The sequence below is a fragment of the Bacillus sp. J33 genome (genome assembly GCF_000518885.1).
Taxonomy (GTDB): domain Bacteria; phylum Bacillota; class Bacilli; order Bacillales; family Cytobacillaceae; genus Cytobacillus.
In genome coordinates this window covers 1-20,019 of record NZ_JAEL01000064.1, presented here as the reverse complement: position 1 = coordinate 20,019, position 20,019 = coordinate 1, and the positions used below count along the sequence as shown (strand labels likewise).

The 20,019-nt window shown below is 41.6% G+C and carries 14 protein-coding genes and 1 pseudogene; all 15 read left to right on the top strand.

The features are described from left to right. Positions 1–27: 27 nt before the first annotated feature. Positions 28–195: a YjcZ family sporulation protein gene (locus L634_RS0117580; RefSeq protein WP_026583583.1), complete on the top strand. Its 168-nt coding sequence runs from the start codon at positions 28–30 to the stop codon at positions 193–195. A gap of 409 nt (positions 196–604) precedes the next feature. Continuing rightward, positions 605–2,071 (top strand): NAD(P)/FAD-dependent oxidoreductase, encoded by a 1,467-nt coding sequence (locus L634_RS0117570; RefSeq protein WP_026583581.1) that lies wholly within the window; start codon positions 605–607, stop codon positions 2,069–2,071. Between the two features lie 120 nt (positions 2,072–2,191). Next, the gene (locus tag L634_RS0117565; protein WP_026583580.1) at positions 2,192–3,169 is read left to right on the top strand and encodes a S66 family peptidase; all 978 of its coding nucleotides are present in this window, start codon (positions 2,192–2,194) and stop codon (positions 3,167–3,169) included. Between the two features lie 115 nt (positions 3,170–3,284). Next, entirely contained in the window at positions 3,285–7,493 is a 4,209-nt protein-coding gene (locus L634_RS0117560; RefSeq protein WP_026583579.1) for a tetratricopeptide repeat protein, read from the top strand. Between the two features lie 248 nt (positions 7,494–7,741). Continuing rightward, entirely contained in the window at positions 7,742–9,100 is a 1,359-nt protein-coding gene (locus tag L634_RS0117555; RefSeq protein ID WP_026583578.1) for an aspartate aminotransferase family protein, read from the top strand. A 1-nt stretch (position 9,101) separates the two neighbouring features. Further along, complete coding sequence (locus tag L634_RS0117550; RefSeq protein WP_026583577.1) at positions 9,102–9,794, top strand: CoA transferase subunit A; 693 nt, start codon at positions 9,102–9,104, stop codon at positions 9,792–9,794. Continuing rightward, positions 9,779–10,441, top strand: a complete 663-nt coding sequence (locus tag L634_RS0117545; protein WP_026583576.1) for a 3-oxoacid CoA-transferase subunit B — start codon at positions 9,779–9,781, stop codon at positions 10,439–10,441. Before L634_RS0117550 ends, L634_RS0117545 begins: the two co-directional genes overlap by 16 nt. 53 nt (positions 10,442–10,494) lie before the next feature. Further along, on the top strand, positions 10,495–11,757 hold the full coding sequence (locus L634_RS0117540) for a peptidase (protein WP_026583575.1): 1,263 nt from the start codon (positions 10,495–10,497) through the stop codon (positions 11,755–11,757). 135 nt (positions 11,758–11,892) lie between these two features. After that, a pseudogene (locus tag L634_RS31335) lies at positions 11,893–12,892 on the top strand (aspartate aminotransferase family protein); the annotation flags it as partial. Between the two features lie 13 nt (positions 12,893–12,905). After that, positions 12,906–14,327, top strand: coding sequence for an aldehyde dehydrogenase family protein (locus tag L634_RS0117515; RefSeq protein ID WP_026583572.1), 1,422 nt, complete (start codon positions 12,906–12,908; stop codon positions 14,325–14,327). A gap of 184 nt (positions 14,328–14,511) precedes the next feature. Next, positions 14,512–15,372: a putative beta-lysine N-acetyltransferase gene (ablB, locus tag L634_RS0117510; protein ID WP_026583571.1), complete on the top strand. Its 861-nt coding sequence runs from the start codon at positions 14,512–14,514 to the stop codon at positions 15,370–15,372. 386 nt (positions 15,373–15,758) lie between these two features. Continuing rightward, complete coding sequence (locus L634_RS0117505; protein ID WP_026583570.1) at positions 15,759–17,192, top strand: sigma-54 interaction domain-containing protein; 1,434 nt, start codon at positions 15,759–15,761, stop codon at positions 17,190–17,192. Positions 17,193–17,382: 190 nt separating this feature from the next. Then, positions 17,383–18,813, top strand: a complete 1,431-nt coding sequence (ablA, locus tag L634_RS0117500; RefSeq protein WP_026583569.1) for a lysine 2,3-aminomutase — start codon at positions 17,383–17,385, stop codon at positions 18,811–18,813. Positions 18,814–18,823: 10 nt separating this feature from the next. Then, positions 18,824–19,108, top strand: coding sequence for a YokU family protein (locus L634_RS0117495; protein ID WP_026583568.1), 285 nt, complete (start codon positions 18,824–18,826; stop codon positions 19,106–19,108). A gap of 425 nt (positions 19,109–19,533) precedes the next feature. Next, entirely contained in the window at positions 19,534–19,755 is a 222-nt protein-coding gene (locus L634_RS0117490; protein ID WP_026583567.1) for a YozE family protein, read from the top strand. The last annotated feature ends 264 nt before the right edge of the window (positions 19,756–20,019 follow it).

The window sequence follows — 20,019 nt, the reverse complement described above, 5'->3', positions numbered from 1 at the left end:
AGAAAATTTGTTGAGGAGTGATTGTTAATGTATAAAGGTGCAGTTGCTGGTGCAGGTTACGATCCTTGCTATCCTGGGTACGGCTACCCAGTAGCAGGTGCTTACGCAGGAGGCGGTTATGGCGGCTTTGCCCTAATCGTCGTATTGTTCATTTTATTGATCATTATCGGAGCATGCTGCTGCGGAAAATGGTAATAAAAATGGATTTTAAAGGGGAGGGCTGTCTTAAAGGGGCAGCCCTCTTTTTTGTGTCCAAACGCAGAGGGACCGTGCATACGGGAAAAACCGCGCGCATTTGGGGAAATACCGCGAATCAAAAATCTCAAATTTGGTACCCAAGGCGAGCACTTGAAGAAAGTCATCGCGAAACGGGAGGAAATCCAGCCGTAAACGTCATGTTCCCTCCTATCTATTCAGCAATTACAATACTAGTAAGCGTCTATAATTTAAATTGATTGAATAATAAATAATCTGCTTTAAATACGAACATTAATAAAAAGTAATAAAAATATAGTTCGTAAATAAATTGACCAATTCAATTATATCTGATATAGTTACCTGTGGTTAAAGAAATTAACGAAAAATGCGTCTGGGGGAATGGACGATGAAAACAAATTATGATGTAATTGTTGTCGGCGCTGGTCCGGCCGGAATTTTTACTTGCTATGAGCTAACGCTGAAAATGCCTGAGGCGAATATCTTATTGATTGATAAAGGCCATGATATATATAGAAGGAATTGTCCGATTTTACAGAAAAAAATAGAAAAATGCCCGCCAGCAGCAGGCAGAAAAGAGTTTGCAGGATGCCTGCCTGCATGTTCAATTACGAATGGATTTGGTGGAGCAGGGGCTTATTCAGATGGTAAATTCAATATAACAAGTGAATTCGGCGGATGGATGACCGACTATCTCCCTGACTCCCAGGTTGTTGAATTAATAAAATATGTAGATGAAATTAACTTGAAGCATGGAGCTACAGAAAGCATTACCGATCCGATGACTGACGAAGTAAGAGATATAGAGCGCCGCGGATATGCAGCTGGCTTGAAGCTGCTTCGTGCCCAGGTAAGGCATTTAGGTACAGAGCAGAACCTTGAAATCTTAAAAAGCATCTATGAATATCTGCGTGAAAAAATTGATATGTCTTACAAGACTGAGGTAGAGGATCTCATTACGGAAAAAACAGCTGATGGTCATGAAATCAGAGGAGTAAAGCTGAAATCCGGAGATGAAATCCATGCAGAAAAAGTAGTTGTAGCACCTGGAAGAGATGGCTCTGTCTGGCTTGCGAATCTTTTAAAATCACGCCGCTTAAAGATGATCAATAACCAGGTGGATATTGGCGTCCGCGTGGAAACTTCTAATATAGTCATGGAAGAGATTAATAAACATCTTTATGAAGGCAAGTTTACCTTCAATACATCTGTGGGTACAAGAGTCAGGACTTTCTGCAGCAACCCGTCCGGCCATGTAGTAGTAGAGAATCACTCTGGAATAATGCTTGCGAACGGCCATGCCTATAAAGATCCTAAACTGGGAAGTCCGAATACAAATTTTGCATTGCTAGTATCGCATACCTTTTCTGAGCCATTTGATAAGCCTAATGAATATGCACATGAAATTTCAAGGCTTGCGAACAGCCTATCAAATGGAGGCATCATCGTCCAGAAGTATGGAGATATTTTAAAAGGCAGAAGGTCGACAGAGAAAAGGATCAAAGAAGGATTCCTTGAGCCGACTTTAAAAGAAGCAGTACCTGGTGATTTAGGTCTTGTTCTTCCATATAACACCATGAAAAGTCTTGTAGAAATGACTGAAGCATTAAACCATGTATCGCCTGGCCTTGCATCCGAGCATACACTTTTCTATGGAGTTGAAGCTAAGTTTTACTCTGCACGTCCGAGATTAAATGATCGATTTGAAACAGAAATCAGCGGCCTTTATGTAGGCGGAGATGGTGCAGGAATAACAAGGGGGCTTGCACAGGCAGGCGCTTGCGGAGTTTGGATTGCAAGAGATATTGTTGAAAAAGCAAAGAATGCCCCAAGAAAAGAATCTGTAACTGTATAAGACATAATAAAGGCCCCGCTTTCATAGCGGAGCTTTTTCCTTTACGTGATAACTTTCATTTTTCTTACATTTGTTCTCTGATAAAATAGTGATATTTAACGGAGAAGGGGAGGAAGCAGAGTGCTTGCAGATCGTTTAAAGCCAGGTGATGAAATCAGGGTTATTGCACCGTCCAGAAGCATGGCAATTATTAAGGGAGAACAATTAAGAATCGCTCAAGAGAGGTTGAACCAGCTAGGTTTTACAGTAACTTTCGGAAAAAATGCAGAAGTTCATGATGCGTTTTTTAGTTCCTCTATTGAAGAAAGAGTTGATGACCTTCATGATGCATTTGCGGACCCGAATGTAAAAGGGATACTAACGGTAATCGGCGGTTATAACGCTAACCAGCTTTTAAAATACATAGACTTTGAATTAATAAAAAGCAACCCGAAGGTATTTTGCGGATTCAGTGATATCACTGCATTGCAGGGTGCAATTTATAGAAAGACAGGATTAATCTCATATTCGGGCCCTCATTTTTCCAGCTTCGGTGTGAAGCATGGATTTGAATATACCCTCGAATCTTTTATAAGTGCTGTTACGAATGATGCTCCATATGAAATCTTCCCTTCTTCTCATTGGAGTGATGACCCGTGGTATTTGGATCAGGAAGACCGGGAATTTATCAAACAGGATGGCTATATGATTCTCCATGAAGGGCAGGCAGAAGGCACTTTGATCGGCGGGAATCTATCTACCCTAAATTTGCTGCAGGGAACAGAATACATGCCATCACTTGAAAATTCAATCTTGTTCATTGAAGACGATGAGGAATCCCATCCACTTGCGTTTGACAGGGATCTCCAATCATTGCTGCATCTTCCTGATGCGCGAGGCATTAAAGGAATTTTGATTGGCAGATTTCAGAAAAACTCCCAAGTGACTGAGGAAGCTCTCCGAATGATTATAGCTTCAAAAAAAGAGCTAAAGGGAATACCGGTGATTGCTAATGTAAACTTTGGACATGTACATCCCTTTGCAACTATCCCGATTGGCGGAATAGCTTCCATTTCTGCACATGGACCTTCTATTGAGATTTGGGTTGAACAAAGGTAAATGATGCCCCGGCAGATTGCCGGGCTTTTTATTTGCAAAAAATACAACCATTTCCTGTAGTATTTCCCTGTAAAACTTTGTATTATATTTCTAACTTATCCAAATGAGGTGCAGAATGGAATTCATTATTGAATTAAAAAGATTGGCAGACAACAGGCAATTTTTAAAAGCGCTAAATATTCTAATGGCAGAACTGGGCATGATGAAAAAATTAAAGTTCTCAGGTATTAAAAGGAAGTTGGCTGAAATCTCATCACTTGAAGATTTTCAGCTGCTCATTCGATTATTTGACCGTGGATTAATGTACCAATACAGTGGGTTTCTTGCACGAAATGCGCACCGGCGTTTCGAAACGCTTCAAACGGCGGTTTGGTATTGTGATGAGCTTATTGACAGCGGAAGACCATTGGAAGCGGAAGACATTATTACTGAATATCTGAATGGCGGATTACTAGAAGAAGATTCGGAACTGGCTGCAAGTGCGTTATTTACAAAAATACATTGTCTGCTGGAAATGAAGAGGACGAGAGAAGCGGAGAAATGGCTAGCTCAAATGGAAACGATCAGCAAAAAACCAATATGGGATAAATTGGGCTTTTATTATCTGCAAACAGGTGACCGGGCGAAGGCGGAAACTTACTTAAAGGCGGGATTGAAGGAAAAGGAGCGAGGACATGTTTGCTACCTGTTGCTTTCAGATGTATATGCATCTAATGGTAATCAGGAAGAATCTCTTAAAACAATAAAAGAAGGCATCGAAGACCATCCTGAGGCCCCAGCTTTAAAGATGGAATTGATCCGACGGTACAGAGATGCTGGATTGAATATGGATATGATCAATATAATGGACGAGTTAGATCAGTTTATTCCCTATCATGCATACAAGCATTATTTTGAATATCTTAGAGCACTATCTTATTATCAAAAAGATGAACTTACCAATCTGAAGGAATATGTGGATCAAAAAAAGCTTAAGGACGGTCCTTTTAGAACAAAATATGACATCAATGAAAAAGGAGCAGTAAAAAAGCTTGCCATTAAGCCCGTTATTCAAAAAAGCAATTACTGTGTGCCTGCCAGCTTTGAAATGCTTCTTGCCTATTTTGGCAAAAAGGCAAATCAGGATGAAATTGCCGAACATATTTTTGATGTTACAGGTTCCAAGCTTTCTGCATCAGTTGAATATCTGGAGAAAGAAGGATTCGCTTGCAGGTTTTTTTCAGGAAGTGACAAACGATACAAGACTCTGCTGCTAAAAGGAATACCAATCATTCTTAGTGTGGACTTTGAGCACTCCTCACATGTCCAGCTAATGAGTGGTTTTGATGAACGATTTGGCTTTTACATGGTTCAAGATCCCAATTTTCTTGAAACTATGTACGTTACATATGAAGAGTTTCAGAAGCTGCATATTAATTCTGGCTTTTTGTCTATTGCAGCAGTCCCAATGGAGAGGGAGTATGATCTGAGTTTCTTAAATGCTGAAGAAGATCAATATTATAGAGAACTACACTCCCTTTCAGAGAGGGTTGAAGAGGACGAAAAGGAAAGTGAGCCTATTCTGGCTGATTTTTTATCTTCCACAATGAACAATCCTTATACGCTTATATATGCAGTGAAATATTTCGCTGGTGATAAGTATAAGCAACTTGTTCTTCACTGTGCAGAAAAACTTCTTGCCATGTATCCTGAGTCTGACTTTTTTAAACTTCATGCAGCTCAGGCTTTTATCCGTTTTCAGCAAACCGAAAGGGCTGTGGAAACCTTATCGGTGGCTGAAAGAAGAACGTTTAGTCCTTTATACCAGTTTTTGCAGGGAAGAATTCATCTAAATAAGGATTATTACGGATCCGCTATTAAATTTTTCAGAAAATCTTTGCAGCTTGATCCGGATCAATTTTATACATGGAGTTATCTTGCCTTATGTTTCCTTTATAATTCTGAACCCGATAAAGCAAGGAAAATGTCTGACATTGCAATGGCGTTAAATAAGCAAGACCGTTTTATCAGGGTTAATCATGCTTTGATTCTCTCCGATTTGGAAAAGACAGAAGAAGCCCGGATTATATATAATCAGCTCCTGCGGGAGGATAAATGGGATGCACATATATGGTTCGAAAGAGCAAAGCTCCATCAAATCGAAGGAAAGCTGCGTAAAGCTGAACGAGGATTCATCATATCGGCAAGCCTGGAACCTGAAATCCCTTACCCATATTTGGCACTTGCAGACCTTTATGAAAATGGCTTGGAAGATGAAACACGCGCTGAAGAAATTTTAATTAAAGGAAAGGAGCTTACAAAAAACGCCCAGATTCTTATCCGTTTAGGAGACTTTTACAAGGAACATAAGGAATTTGAAAAAGCAGGACAGATTTATATTTCCTGCATAGATAATGATCCTGAAGAAGTTTTCGCCTATCTCGGATATGCATTAGTCCTTTCAGAAATGAAGGGTCCAGAGAGTGCAGCCGAGTTTGTAAGAAAATATGCTGGACGCTTTGACGAAGATAGTGAATTTTTGATCAATGGGGGAAAGATGCTTGCAGATTGGGCCGCAGAGATTGAGAGCAGCAGCCTGCTGGAGGAAGGATTGGCACTAATTGAAAGAGGATTTAACTATGTTGATCAGAATCTTGATGAGGCACTGGAGCTATATGTAAACATTGTGGAAGAGAGTCCATATCTGGAGCAAGGTATTTCTTTCCTTATAGCGAAGGCCGAGAATGCAATAGGCAACACTGATTATCTATGCTATGCAGGTACTTTATATGAGACTGCTGGACAATATGGAAAGGCAATCCGGGTTTACGAACGGGCCATTGGAATAAAGGAAACGGGTTTTCCCTATTACAGGCTAGGCGAAACTTATTTTAAGCTTGAACAATTTGACCTGGCATTAGAAGCATTAAAAAGAAGCATTTTGCTCAATCCAGATGCGGAAGGAGCATACACTCGTCTTATACAGATATATGGAATAATGGGAGATGAAAAGCAGGAAATAAGCTGCATGCTTCAGCTGCTTGAAAAAGCTCCATTAAGAGTTAATGTCGATTATTTAACAAGCCTGCTTTCCAATGAAGACCTTCATGAATTTATCGAAAAAATAGAGAGGATGAAAGGGGAGGTTCTTGAAACATGGAGGCTGGACAGCCTTTCATATGCATATGGTGCAGCAGGTGACAGTATTAGGGAAGAAAGCTGCCTGCAGGAAGCTTTGCAGCTGGATCCAGAATTATCTGAGTTAAAGCATCACCATGCAAGGTGTCTAATAAAGAAAAGGAAATATAAAGAAGCAAAATCTATGCTGGAAGGCCTAATAAGGGAAAACTGGGAAGAGGACGAATTATATGAAACTTTGATTTTGCTATTTGCAGAGTCTAAAAAAATCTTACAGCTCCCTGTATTTGCGGCAAAGATTAGAAAAGAGGGAAGAGATAAGAGCCGTGTTTTCCAGCTGGCTGCTGAAGCTTTGGAACAGTATGCAAGTACGATAGATTGGGAGCCCCAACAAAAGCCGTCCTTCTTTGGAAGGGTTGTTCGAAAAATGAGGGATAAGACAAGGCAAATTGCTCTGTTTGGAGTAATTATTGATCTATATGAATTATCAATCAAGCATGATTCTGCGAATAAGGGTGCTTCGTTGGGCCTGGCCAGATTCTATGAATCTGTGAATTTGGAGGAAGATGCCAAAAAGGTATTGAAGGCTTCTCTTGATAAGGGATGGGATTTCCTTACAGCCTATCAGCTTGCCCAGCTGCACCTAGCTGGAGGCGGTAATCCGCTTGAGGATGCGGGCGAGGTAAATAAAGCCATCAAGCTGCTGGATGCCTGTCTTGAAGAAAAGCCTGGCGATTCCCATCTTATGCTTTTAAAAGCGATTGCATTTACTCTGAGAATGAGATTTGCCCAGGCGGAACAGCTTTTCGCCAAAATTATTACGGAAAATCCGTATGAGAATGAGGCACACTCCAGATTTGGGAATCTGCTCAATACTAGGAAAAGATATGAAGAAGCTATAACAGTAATGGAGGAAGGGCTTAAGATACACCCTAAGGATTCCTCACTATTTCTTGAATTGGCCGTTTCTTATCATAAAATGAAGAACGTTGAAAAATCGCTCCAGCTCATGGAGGAAGTGTGTGCTATAGATCCGGAGCTTTTATTTGCCAGATATAATAAAGCATGCTATCTATCAATTTTAAATAGACTTGATGAAGCTGAGGCAGAACTGGAGTATGTTTTTGCCCATGACGAAGACGGGTTTTTTCACGATCTTGCAGAAGAAGATGATGATCTTGTAAATTTGAAAAAAAGTACGATATAAATATTCTTTCAGCCACCAAATGCGGTGGCTGTTTTTTTGTGTTTTCATCGTAGTTCAAATTGGGGATATGAGCATTCTTTATGAAAGATTTAGTAAGTCATTTCATACAATTTAATATATTGGCCCGGAAGGCAGCACTCACTCAGGGCGGAGTTTAAGCCATAAGCTGGCATTCTGTATAAGGCAGCAAGGAAAATATTTATGCATTAGGCGCTTTTTGCATTTCTTTAAAGTGGAGGGATATGTTAATGGATCAATCAAACTTAATTAAGCCGATGCTTGATGCACAATATCCAGTAATTGATTACGGCAGGGGCGTCTATTTATATGATACCGATGGGAAGGAGTATTTGGATGCATCATCTGGGGCAATTACGGCGAATATTGGCCACGGTGTGAATGAAATTATTGATGCCATGCATGAACAAGCCAAAAAAGTTTCCTTTGTTTATCGTTCTCAATTTACAAGTGAGGCTGCTGAAAAGCTTGCCCATAAAATAGCGGAGGTCTCGATTGGCGATTTGAATTGGTGTTTTTTTGTGAACAGCGGATCAGAGGCCACTGAAACTGCGATGAAAATTGCGATTCAATATTGGCAGGAAAAAGGGATCCAAACAAAAACAAAAGTGCTCTCAAGGTGGATGAGCTACCATGGCATCACTCTTGGGGCTTTATCAATGTCAGGGCATACGGGAAGAAGGGCCCGCTTTATACCGCTGCTTGAGGATTTTCCTGTCATTCACCCCCCATATTGCTATCGATGCCCGTATAATCTCGAAATGCCTGATTGCGGCTATATGTGTGCACATGAGCTCGAAACAGTTATTAAACGCATTGGGGCTGAGAATATAGCTGCATTTATAGCAGAACCGGTAATTGGAGCTGCAGGGGGCGCCATTGCACCCCCGCAGGATTACTACAAAGTAATAAAAGAAATTTGTGCTGGATATGAGATTTTGTTCATAGCCGATGAGGTAATGACCGGCTTTGGAAGAACTGGGACAATGCTTGCATCGGAACACTGGAATGTAAAGCCTGATATAGTAGCGCTCGGAAAAGGGATGGGAGCTGGGTACGCTCCGATTGCTGCCGCACTTGTGAGTGATGCGGTCATGGAACCCATTTTGGAAGGATCCAAAAGCATTATGAGCGGGCACACATTAAGTGCTAATCCGCAATCATGTGCTGTTTCTCTCGCTGTACTTGAATATATCGATAAAAATAACATCATCCCAGAGGTGGAAAGCAAAGGCGATTATTTGAAAAACAAGCTGTTAAAACTGCAGTCAAAATTTTCTTTTATTGGCGATGTAAGAGGAAAAGGTCTCATGCTGGGACTGGAATTTGTTAAAGATCCTTTCACTAAGGAATCATTTTCAAGAAAGTTAGGCATGACTCAAAAATTAATACAGGAGGCACAGGCCCAAGGCTTGCTTATTTACCCTGCTGGCGCTGGTACCAATGGTGCTGACGGAGATGCCATTTTGATAGCACCGCCCCTGACAATAACAAAAAGGGAAATTGACGAGCTGGCGAAGCGATTTCAGACAGCATTGCAGATTTTTACTAAGAAATACCTGAACCTTGCAGAGGAAGAGGCTGAGTAGCATGGAGAACGCATTTAATAAAATCATTGATATCGATACAGCTATGGAGCATTTCCGTGATGGCGTGACCATCATGTTTGGCGGATTTGGAGGTATTGGTACCCCCCCTACCCTTATCGATGGCATTCTGGAAAAAGGGATCAAAAACTTAACGCTTATAGGCAACGATTCAGGATTTCCCCATATCGGGATTGGAAAAGTAGTAAGCCAGGGGAGAGCTAAAAAAATGATCGCTTCCCACATTGGCTCAAATCCAGTTGCCGGCCAATTAATGACAGATGGGAAAATGGAAGTTGAATTTTCACCTCAAGGAATACTTGCAGAACGAATTCGTGCAGGAGGAGCCGGAATTCCTGCGATTCTTTCCGATATCGGCATGGATAACAGCATCGTAACAGGCAATAAACCAAGATGCACATTAAATGGGAAAGAGTATCTCGTTGAAACTGCCTTGATTGCCGAGATTTCCATTGTGTTTGCCAAAAAGGCTGACCCTTACGGAAACTTAATTTATGACAAAAGTGCAAGAAATACCAACCCGCTTGTAGCTATGGCAGGTGATATTACGATCGCCGAAGTGGAAGAAATTGTGGCTCTTGGCAGCTTGGACCCCGATGAAATTGTAACGCCCGGCGTTTTTGTCGATTATATTGTCCCTTCAAAAGGAGTGAATTGGAAATGGGCATGGGAGTAGAGATCAGAAACAGAATAGCCAAACGTGCTGCAGAGGAAATAAAGAATGGAATGATTGTCAACCTTGGCATTGGAATCCCATCCCTGGTGCCCAATCATCTGCCTCAAGGGATAAAAGTTATGTTCCATGCTGAAAATGGCATCATTGGGATGGGACCCAGCCCTGAAAAAGGAAAGGAAGACGAAAATCTCTGCAATGCTGGCGGTTTCCCAGTTTCTGTGGTCAATGGGGCATCCTATTGTGATAGTACAGTTGCCTTCGGGATGATTCGGAGAGGACGGGTTGATATGACTATTCTCGGCTCCTTGCAGGTAAGCCAGCAGGGGGATTTGGCCAACTGGATTGTTCCAGGCAAAAAAGTGCCGGGGATGGGAGGGGCGATGGAGCTTGCCCAAAAGGCAAAAAAAGTGGTCGTCCTAATGAACCAGACAGATAAATATGGGAATTCTAAAATCGTTGAGGAGTGTACTCTGCCCCTTACTTCTGCCCGCTGCGTTGACATGATCATTACAGATATGGCAGTTTTCCATATTTCAGAGAAAGGATTAATGCTGACTGAATTGTTTGCTCCTCATTCGATTAAGGAGGTAATAGATAAAACTGGATGCAGGTTTGCAATTGCTGAAAATGTAAGAATCCTTGATTAATAGATTCTTTTTTATTTTTCATAGGTTTGGGATCTGAAAGGGAGGGAGAATATTTGGAAGTACAACAAAAGATTAAAGAATGGCTTGAAGATAATAAGCATAGGGGAATTCGAATCCTTCAGCAGCTTGTCCAGGAAGGAAGTACACGCGGAAACGAAAGCAGCGCACAGGCTGTGATTATTGAAAAATGCCGCAAACTGGGACTAACTCTTGATATTTGGGAGATTGGCAAGGACGATTTGATCAAACATCCTGCTTTTTGCTCTGACAGAAAGGATTTTTCCGGAAATCCCAATGTGGTGGCTACCTTGAAGGGATCAGGAGGCGGGAAATCCCTAATCCTCAATGGACATATTGATGTTGTGCCTGAGGGGGACAGGAATGATTGGAATCATGATCCATTTAGCGGAAGGATTGAAGATGGAAAGCTGTATGGACGCGGATCATCGGATATGAAAGGCGGAACTGTCTCGCTACTCCTGGCTATGGAAGCCATTATATCTTTGGGAATTAAGCTTAAAGGAGACATAATTTTTCAAAGTGTCATAGAAGAAGAGAGCGGCGGCGCTGGCACATTGGCTGCTGTCCTGCGTGGATATACAGCTGATGGGGCAATCATTCCGGAACCTACAAATATGAAGCTCTTTCCGAAACAGCAGGGTTCCATGTGGTTCCGGATAACGGTTAAAGGCAGGTCTGCCCACGGAGGCACCCGTTATGAGGGCGTTAATGCCATTGAAAAAGCAATGATTGCCATTGCAAAACTTCAGGAGCTGGAGAAAGCAAGAAACCTTAGGATAACAGATCCGCTCTATAGCCAGATCCCTATTCCAATCCCTATTAATATAGGAAAAATAAAGAGCGGAGAATGGCCATCCTCTGTTCCGGATATTGCGATAATCGAAGGAAGGATGGGGGTTGCGCCTGATGAGGATATGAAGTCTGCTGAACAAGAGCTGGAAAGGTGCCTGATAGAGGCTGCTGAAAGTGACCATTGGCTTAAGAAAAATCCTCCCCATGTTGAATGGTTCGGCGGCCGTTGGCTTCCGGGCAATCTGGAAGAAGGTCATTCGCTTATGTCAGTTTTATCGAAGTCGTATGAGGCAGTAAAAGGCAAGCAGCCTGCAGTTGAAGCATCGCCTTGGGGAACAGATGGAGGAATATTATCCAGGATCGGAAATACTCCAGTTGTTGTATTTGGTCCGGGCGTAACAGAAGCGGCACATGATGTAAACGAGTATATTTCCATTCAGGAAGTTTTCGATGCTGCTGAAATTATTGCTCTGGCCATTATGGAATGGTGCAGCACAAATTAGGAAGCTCTGTTAATGCTGAATTTTGTTGTTTTAGCCCCGTGGGGATTGGAGAGAAAGGTACGATTTTATGTGGGAGTGCGAATCAAAGATTACCCCGCTGGTACGGTTGAGACGAGGAGTGGCATCACCCCTTGAAATCATGACAAAAAAACGTTCTTTTTAAGCACTGGGGCAGAAGCATTAGAAAATGCGGTTAAAATAGCAAGGAAATTCACTGGCAGAAAAGGAATTATATCTTTTGAGCGGGGATTTCATGGGCGTACATATATGGCCATGAGTTTAACGAGCAAGGTAAAACCCTATAAATATGAATTCGGCCCATTTGCACCTGAAACATATAAATGGCCATATCCGAATTATTATCGCAGTGAAGGCTTATCTGGTGAAGATCCGATAACGCATTACTGAAAAAATATGAAACATTTTTCCTGAGTGAAGTGCCTCCGGAAAAGATTGCGGCGATCATCATGGAACCTGTACAGGGCGAAGGCGGATTTGTCATGCCATCCGCGCATTTTGTAAAAGGTGTTAAGAAGATTTGTGATAAATATGGCATCCTTTTTATTGCCGACGAGGTGCAAACAGGATTTGGCCGAACCGGAAAAATGTTTGCCATGGAGCATTATGATGTCGTGCCGGATCTCATTACGATGTCAAAGTCGATTGGTGCAGGATTGCCGATAAGTGCTGTAACGGGAAGAGCCGAAATTATGGATTCACCTATATTGGCGAAATCGGCGGAACTTATGGGGGAAGCCCGCTTGGGTGCATAGCAGCGATAGAAGTCATTCGCACTATAGAGGAAGAAGATTTATTGAACAGGGCAAATGAAATTGGAAGTGTATTTAATGAAAAATTCTCAGGGCTTCCTTTAAAATATAAGGAAGTGGGTGAAGTTCGTTCATTAGGAGCAATGTGCGCAATGGAATTTGTAAAAGATCAAATCACAAAGGAACCAAATAAAGAAATTGTTCAGGAAATCTTGGCAAAAGCGCATAAACGCGGACTGATCATTATGAGTGCTGGATTGTACGGCAATATTATCCGTCTTCTCACCCCGCTTGTCACAACAGACGAACAGCTTACAGAAGGATTGGGAGTTTTAGAGGAAGTTATAGGTGAATGCTGCACATAAGGAGGTTGTTTGAATGAAACAACATTTATGGATTAATGGAAAATACATCGAGGCAAAAAATTACAAAGCATTAAAATGCCCTTTTAATCAGGAAGTTATTGCAGAGGTTGCTTCAGCTTCCTCTTCAGATGTTAAATCGGCTATCGATGCGGCAGACTGTGCGAGAAAGATAATGGCTGAAATGCCTGCACATAAAAGAGCGGAAATACTGGAGAAAGTAGTTGCCCTCATGAAGGAAGATAAGGAAGAATGTGCAAGGATTATTGCGCAGGAAGCTTCAAAACCGCTTAAGGCAGCAAGAGGGGAAGTAGATCGTACGATCATGACATATACATTTGCTTCCCAGGAAGCACGCAAACTTTATGGTGAAACAATCCCAATGGATGCTGCCCCAGGAGGCGAAGGCAGAGTTGCCTATACTGTAAGGGAACCCCTTGGAATTATCGGAGCAATCACCCCTTTTAATTTTCCCATGAATCTGGTTGCCCATAAAGTCGGCCCTGCAATTGCAGCAGGCAACACGGTTGTCTTAAAGCCTGCATCTCAAACACCAATGTCCGCCTATAAGATTGCGGAATATTTTCATAGGGCGGGACTGCCGGATGGTGCACTGAATGTGGTTACAGGAAACGGCGGAACAGTTGGAGATGTACTTGTTGCCGATGACCGTATTTCGATGATTACTTTTACAGGCAGCCCGGCAGTCGGAAAGCAAATTCGCGAGAATGCGGGTCTGAAGAGGGTAACACTTGAATTGGGATCAAATTCGGCTGTAATTGTGGATGAAAATGCAGATATTGATAAAATTGTACCGCGTATAGCAGCGGGGGCATTTGCGTTCCAAGGCCAGGTTTGTATTTCGGTTCAGCGGATCTACGTACATGAATCTCTTTACCATCCATTTGCCGAACGGTTTGTAGAAGAAGCCAAAAAACTAAAAATGGGCAATCCGCTTGATGAAGATACAGATATTTCCGCAATGATATCTCAGGGAGACACTGACCGGGCGCAAAGCTGGATTAAAAGCGCGGTGAATAGTGGGGCAGAGCTAGTCCTAGGCGGAAACGCAGAAAATAATACGTTACATCCGACAGTCTTATTAAACGTAGACAAAACAGAAAAGATTTCCTGTGAAGAAGCATTTGCACCTGTTGTCCATATTAATTCTTTCAAGAACTTTGACGAAGCACTGGCCCTCGTAAATGATTCTAATTATGGACTGCAAGCTGGCGTATTTACTAAAGATGTAAACAAAGCCTTCAAAGCAACTAAAGAATTGCATGTTGGCGGCGTAATGATTAACGACTTCCCGACATTCCGTGTAGACCATATGCCGTATGGCGGTGTAAAAATGAGCGGAATGGGCCGAGAAGGCATTAAATATGCAGTTGAGGAAATGACGGAAATGAAACTGGTCAGCTTTAAGCTTGATTAACCAGCTGTCCATTTAAAAGGCTGGCGATAAATGTAGTAGTTGGGCAGGCATTTTACTTGTTTGGGATGGTGGATTAGCCAAATTGTCCGGTAAATTACCGGGAATGCAGCAAGCCTTTTTTTATAATCATATATTGCCTGGCCGAATGGCCGGGCAATTTTATTAAGAATAAGGGGGTCTGGAAATGAATAATACTGCATCCGTTAAAAAGGTAAAAAAAGAGAATTTTTCCGCGGAAATGTACATTGATTCTTTCAATAACCGCATCAGAGTAGACGATTATTTGGGAAATCTGGAGGAAGCCATCCGTGAAGCAGAAGCAACTGCAAAAGAACAGCAGAGTGAAAAATTAATTTTCAGAGGGAGAGCGGAAAGTTATACGGAACTTCTTGCTCATGGGTTTCAATGCGAAGCGATCATTGACGGCTATTTTCTCGGATCTGACCAATATTTTTTCTGCAAATACTATACAGACCAAAGAAGGGCAAGCGTGCATTGGATTAAGGAAGACGATATCGTAAAGAATGTCCTGGCAATTGAAAGAATCAGGGCTGTTAATATGCCGCCTACTGAATACAAGCTGAAAAAAATAACATACGAAGATGCGGAAAAGCTTGCTGCCCTCTACCGGGAAGTATTTCAAATATACCCAACACCCCTCCATGATCCAGTTTATATAAAAAAAACAATGAAAGAAGGAACCATTTATTATGCATTCCAGTTTGGCGATGATCTGGTCAGTGCAGCATCGGCAGAAGTGAATCTTTTTTATAAAAATGCAGAACTAACAGATTGTGCCACACTGCCTTCCCACCGCAAGCACGGGCTGATGAAAATCCTGCTGGAGAAATTGGAAGAAGATCTTCAGTCGCAGGGAATCTTTTGCGCATACTCCATTGCCAGAGCCCTTTCATTTGGAATGAACGCGGTTCTCCACCAGTTGGGATATGCCTACCGGGGACGTCTGCTAAATAATTGTTACATTTTCGATAAACTTGAAAATATGAATGTTTGGGTAAAGGATTTGGCGGAAGCGGCGGATTAAACATTTCACCCACACCTAATGGTCATTATTCGATGTTAATTAACGAAGTGATAGCTAAAGGGGTAATAACGCCGAAAAAGGGTGTGGTCCTGAAAAAATGGTAGTTAATGGTGCTGAATAACGCCGAAAAAAGATGTAACTTTAAAGAAATGGTAGATAATCAGGCTGATTAACTACAAATAATGATCCGGTCCTCGAGGAGGGAGTTAATCCAGCAGAATAAAGACAGAAAAAGGATGCCCCCGAGAAGTGGCAGTTAATCCCGATGGATAGCGAACAAACAAAAAAATATGACAGCCTTTATAAATCAAGTGCCATATTTTCGGCACCAACATGACAAGTTTTCGGCACCCCATCATATACATGGTAGGGGAGGGGGATATCTAATGATTGAAAAACAAGCCATGTCCAAAGAAGTTCTGGCTGCCATTTTAAAAGGGATTGATGAAGGAATCCATGTGGTTGATATGAAAGGAAATACTATTTTTTATAATGAAATCGCTGCCAGGCACGATGGTTTAGAGGTGTCCGAGGTTCTCGGCAAGCCGGTTCTAAAGGTTTTTCCATCATTGGATAAAGAGACAAGCACCCTGCTAAAAGTTATCAAAACGGAAAAACCTATATATAATCAAACCCAGTCGTATGTAAATGTCCATGGCGTTCAAATTGAAACAATAAACACAACATTGCCAATTGTGGTTAATGGGAAAGTTGCAGGTGCAGTTGAGATTGCCAAGGATTACTCAAGATTGAAGCTTCTTTCAGAAAGTCTGCTTGATTTGCAGAAAAAGATAAAGAGGCCTGCGAAAAAAACGAAAAACAAAATAAACAATGTGCAATACACCCTGGATAGCCTGCTTACGATTAATAAGGATATGCAAAAAATAAAAAAAGAAGCAGCAAAACTTGCAAAGTCTGATTCTCCCATTCTTGTGTTTGGAGAAAGCGGATGTGGAAAAGAGCTTTTTGTCCAGGGAATCCACCATGCCTCTTCAAGATTTAGCGGCCCCTTTATTGCCCAAAATTGCGCTGCGATTCCAGAGTCGCTTCTTGAAAGCATTCTATTTGGGACAGCAAAAGGAAGCTATACGGGTGCTGTAGAAAGGCCGGGGCTGTTTGAGCTCGCTGATGAAGGCACTCTCTTTCTGGATGAAATCCATGCCATGCCGATTGAGCTGCAAGCAAAACTGCTCAGGGTGCTTGAGGATGGAATGGTAAGAAGAGTGGGCAGTCCAAAGAGCTCACAGGTTGATGTGAGGGTAGTTGCTGCCATGAACATTCACCCAAGGGAAGCGCTTGAAAAAAGTCAAATCAGGACAGATTTATTTTATCGTTTAAATGTTCTTACATTCGGACTACTGCCATTAAGGGATAGGGCAGAAGATATTGGGTTCCTTGCTGATCATTTTATAAAGCATTTCAATCAGCAATTTAATAAAGACGTTAAGGGTGCTGGGAGAGGGGTGCTTACATTCTTCAAACAATATAACTGGCCAGGAAATGTCCGGGAACTGAAGCATACGATTGAGTATATGATGAATGTATGCGAAAAGGACTTACTTGAAGAAGAAGATTTGCCTGTCATGATGAAGCAGCAAATACCTACCAGCAAAAAAGGTCTGTCAGCAAGGGTAAAGCCCTTAAGGGCAAACATAGAAGAATTTGAAAAAGAATTAATTGTGAATGCTCTTAAGCATACAGAGGGAAATATTAAACGAGCCGCCACACTGTTGGATATTCCACGGCAAACTCTGCAATATAAACTCTCGAAATATAAAATAAGGGTTCACGAAGCAGAAGCTCCAAGCAAGTCTAACTGAATATAACAAAAAAGTGCCGGTTAATCGGCACTTTTTTGTTTCCATCTAACTTATTTTATAAAAATTTCCCTTCAAAATGATAAACAATCTTCCGCTCATGCCCCTTTTTCATAGGAAAATACAAAGAAGATCCACCTGGCACGATTCTTGCAAGATATATAAATAAGAAACTCGCATAGGGGGAATTTGAATGAAAAATTTTTTATATAAGCCTGATCGGGATTGGAAGGATATAGAGCTTTGGAAGGATGTCACAGAGGAACAGTGGAATGATTGGCTTTGGCAGCTGACAAACACTATACGCACAATTGATGATTTGAAGAAGGTTATTAATCTTACACCTGAAGAGGAAGAAGGAGTAAGAATCTCAACAAAGACCATTCCACTGAACATTACACCTTACTATGCTTCGCTTATGAATCCGGATGATCCGCGCTGCCCGGTTCGGATGCAGTCAGTTCCCATTTCAAAAGAAATATATAAAACAAAATATGACCTAGAAGACCCTCTGCATGAGGATGAAGATTCACCAGTGCCCGGTCTCACCCACCGCTATCCTGACCGTGTTCTATTCCTGGTGACGAACCAATGCTCTATGTATTGCAGGTATTGTACAAGAAGAAGATTTTCCGGCCAAATTGGCATGGGAGTACCGAAAAAACAGCTTGATGCAGCAATTGAATATATCCGAAATGCACCACAGGTCAGGGATGTACTGATTTCCGGCGGTGATGGTCTATTAATCAATGATAATATTCTTGAATATATTTTAAAAAATCTGCGGGAAATCGACCATGTAGAGATCATTAGAATTGGAACAAGAGCCCCAGTTGTTTTTCCGCAAAGAATTACTGAAAACCTCTGCAATATTTTGAAGAAGTATCATCCTGTCTGGTTAAATACACATTTTAATACTTCTATTGAGATTACTGAAGATTCGAAGAAGGCATGTGAAATGCTGGCTAATGCTGGAGTACCGGTTGGAAACCAGTCTGTTATTCTCGCTGGAATCAATGACAGCGTTCCAATTATGAAAAAGCTCATGCATGATCTTGTCAAAATCCGTGTTCGCCCTTACTACATTTACCAGTGTGATCTTTCAGAGGGTATTGGCCATTTCCGTGCTCCCGTTTCAAAAGGATTGGAAATTATTGAAGGCTTAAGAGGCCATACTTCCGGCTATGCAGTTCCAACATTTGTAGTCGATGCACCAGGAGGGGGCGGAAAAATCTCGCTTCAGCCAAATTACTTGATCTCGCAAAGTGCTGATAAAGTGGTGCTTCGAAATTTTGAAGGAGTGATCACTACCTATCCGGAACCGGAAAACTATGTACCTGGCCGGGCTGAAGACTACTTCAAAGAAATTTACCCAGATATGGAAGAGAAAAATTCAAATGTAGGCATTGCAGCCCTGATGAACGATCAGCAGTTTAACCTTGTGCCTGAAGGGCTCGCAAGGTTGGACCGCCGTGAAAAATATGAAACTGACCCGTCACATAGTTCATTAAAAGATAAGCGCGATAAACGGGATGAATTAAAAGAAAAGAAATTTAAAGCACAGCAGTCAAAGCAGGAACCAAAAACTGCATCTGATGTACAGACAGCAGCGACAAAAGAATAGGAGGCTAAAAATGCAAAACAGATGTGCTTGGTGCGAAAGCAATAATATTGCAGAGTGCAGGGAAACAGTCTACTGGGAGCTTCCAGATGGAACACGGGCCATTCAAATAAATGAAACACCTTCCACGGTCTGCAAGGATTGTAATATGGTCTATCAGTCTGAAGATCTTGTGAAGGAAATCGAAGATCAATTATTTTTAATTGATACCAAAAAGATTGGAAAAGAAATAAGTTATGCTCAGCTGATGGAACAGCCAAGGCTTCTGAAAAGAAATTATTTTGATTTTACTTCTTAGGTGATAAATCACATCAGGAAAAATTCCACAGCACTTTCATTGGTTCGTCGCAGGCTCCTTCTTCCTTTTCTTTATAATAGACTATAGGTATGCAGTATTCATATATATTCACAGGGGAAGAGCGGTGGAGCTTGCGTGATGGTATGCTTGCAGCAGCAATGGCTGTTTTATTCTCGTGCGGTTATTTTGTAAGCGTAATTAAAGAAAGGGATTGAAAGAATCGGCTCCATGCAGAGCCCGTAACGATGGCGATCTTATGTTTGCTGAAATAACCACTGATCGCTTGCACTAAAGATGCAACCCGGAAATTTTTGGGGTTGCTTTTTTAGTGCAAAAAAATTCCTGATTAGTAGACGTACTAACCAGGAATCCCTTATAGTAAAAGGTAAAAAACAGAACGAGAGATTGTAAAGGAAGGGATAAATATGTCCAAAACCTTTTATCATTTTTTAATGAAGTACAGACATCCTAAGCCAAAGGATAGCATTAGCCATTTTGCCAACCATGCATATGAGGACCACAGTTTCCCGAAAACATCCTATGATTATGATGAAATTAGCTCATACCTCGAATTGAACGGATCCTATTTGGATAGCATGTCAGTTTTTGATGATGCATGGGAGCTGTATGTATTTTCCGAAAGCTAGCGATCAATGTTCTCTGTTGATTAGAAGTTCTTAAGTTGTTGGGGATTAGTACCTGAATATCCATTGGAAGTGCTAATTGATTCGTGTTATACTCTTTATACATAAGAAAATCGTTCCTTTCTCGTATGGTGGGTTGTGGTGACTTAATTATACCCAAAAGGACGATTTTCTTCTTTTTTTGTCTTAGTATTCATGCTGATATTGATTCTTGCACCCTGTTGATTGGAGCGGAAGGGGCGAGCTCCTCGGAAATGCTACCGCATT

Bases quoted from the DNA above. Each gene is read 5' to 3' on its own strand.
- L634_RS0117570 (WP_026583581.1), top strand. From the start codon at position 605: ATGAAAACAAATTATGATGTAATTGTTGTCGGCGCTGGTCCGGCCGGA.
- L634_RS0117555 (WP_026583578.1), top strand. From the start codon at position 7,742: ATGGATCAATCAAACTTAATTAAGCCGATGCTTGATGCACAATATCCA.
- ablA (WP_026583569.1), top strand. From the start codon at position 17,383: ATGAAAAATTTTTTATATAAGCCTGATCGGGATTGGAAGGATATAGAG.
- L634_RS0117490 (WP_026583567.1), top strand. From the start codon at position 19,534: ATGTCCAAAACCTTTTATCATTTTTTAATGAAGTACAGACATCCTAAG.
- L634_RS0117580 (WP_026583583.1), top strand. From the start codon at position 28: ATGTATAAAGGTGCAGTTGCTGGTGCAGGTTACGATCCTTGCTATCCT.
- L634_RS0117505 (WP_026583570.1), top strand. From the start codon at position 15,759: ATGATTGAAAAACAAGCCATGTCCAAAGAAGTTCTGGCTGCCATTTTA.
- L634_RS0117515 (WP_026583572.1), top strand. From the start codon at position 12,906: ATGAAACAACATTTATGGATTAATGGAAAATACATCGAGGCAAAAAAT.
- L634_RS0117550 (WP_026583577.1), top strand. From the start codon at position 9,102: ATGGAGAACGCATTTAATAAAATCATTGATATCGATACAGCTATGGAG.
- L634_RS0117495 (WP_026583568.1), top strand. From the start codon at position 18,824: ATGCAAAACAGATGTGCTTGGTGCGAAAGCAATAATATTGCAGAGTGC.
- L634_RS0117545 (WP_026583576.1), top strand. From the start codon at position 9,779: ATGGGCATGGGAGTAGAGATCAGAAACAGAATAGCCAAACGTGCTGCA.
- L634_RS0117560 (WP_026583579.1), top strand. From the start codon at position 3,285: ATGGAATTCATTATTGAATTAAAAAGATTGGCAGACAACAGGCAATTT.
- ablB (WP_026583571.1), top strand. From the start codon at position 14,512: ATGAATAATACTGCATCCGTTAAAAAGGTAAAAAAAGAGAATTTTTCC.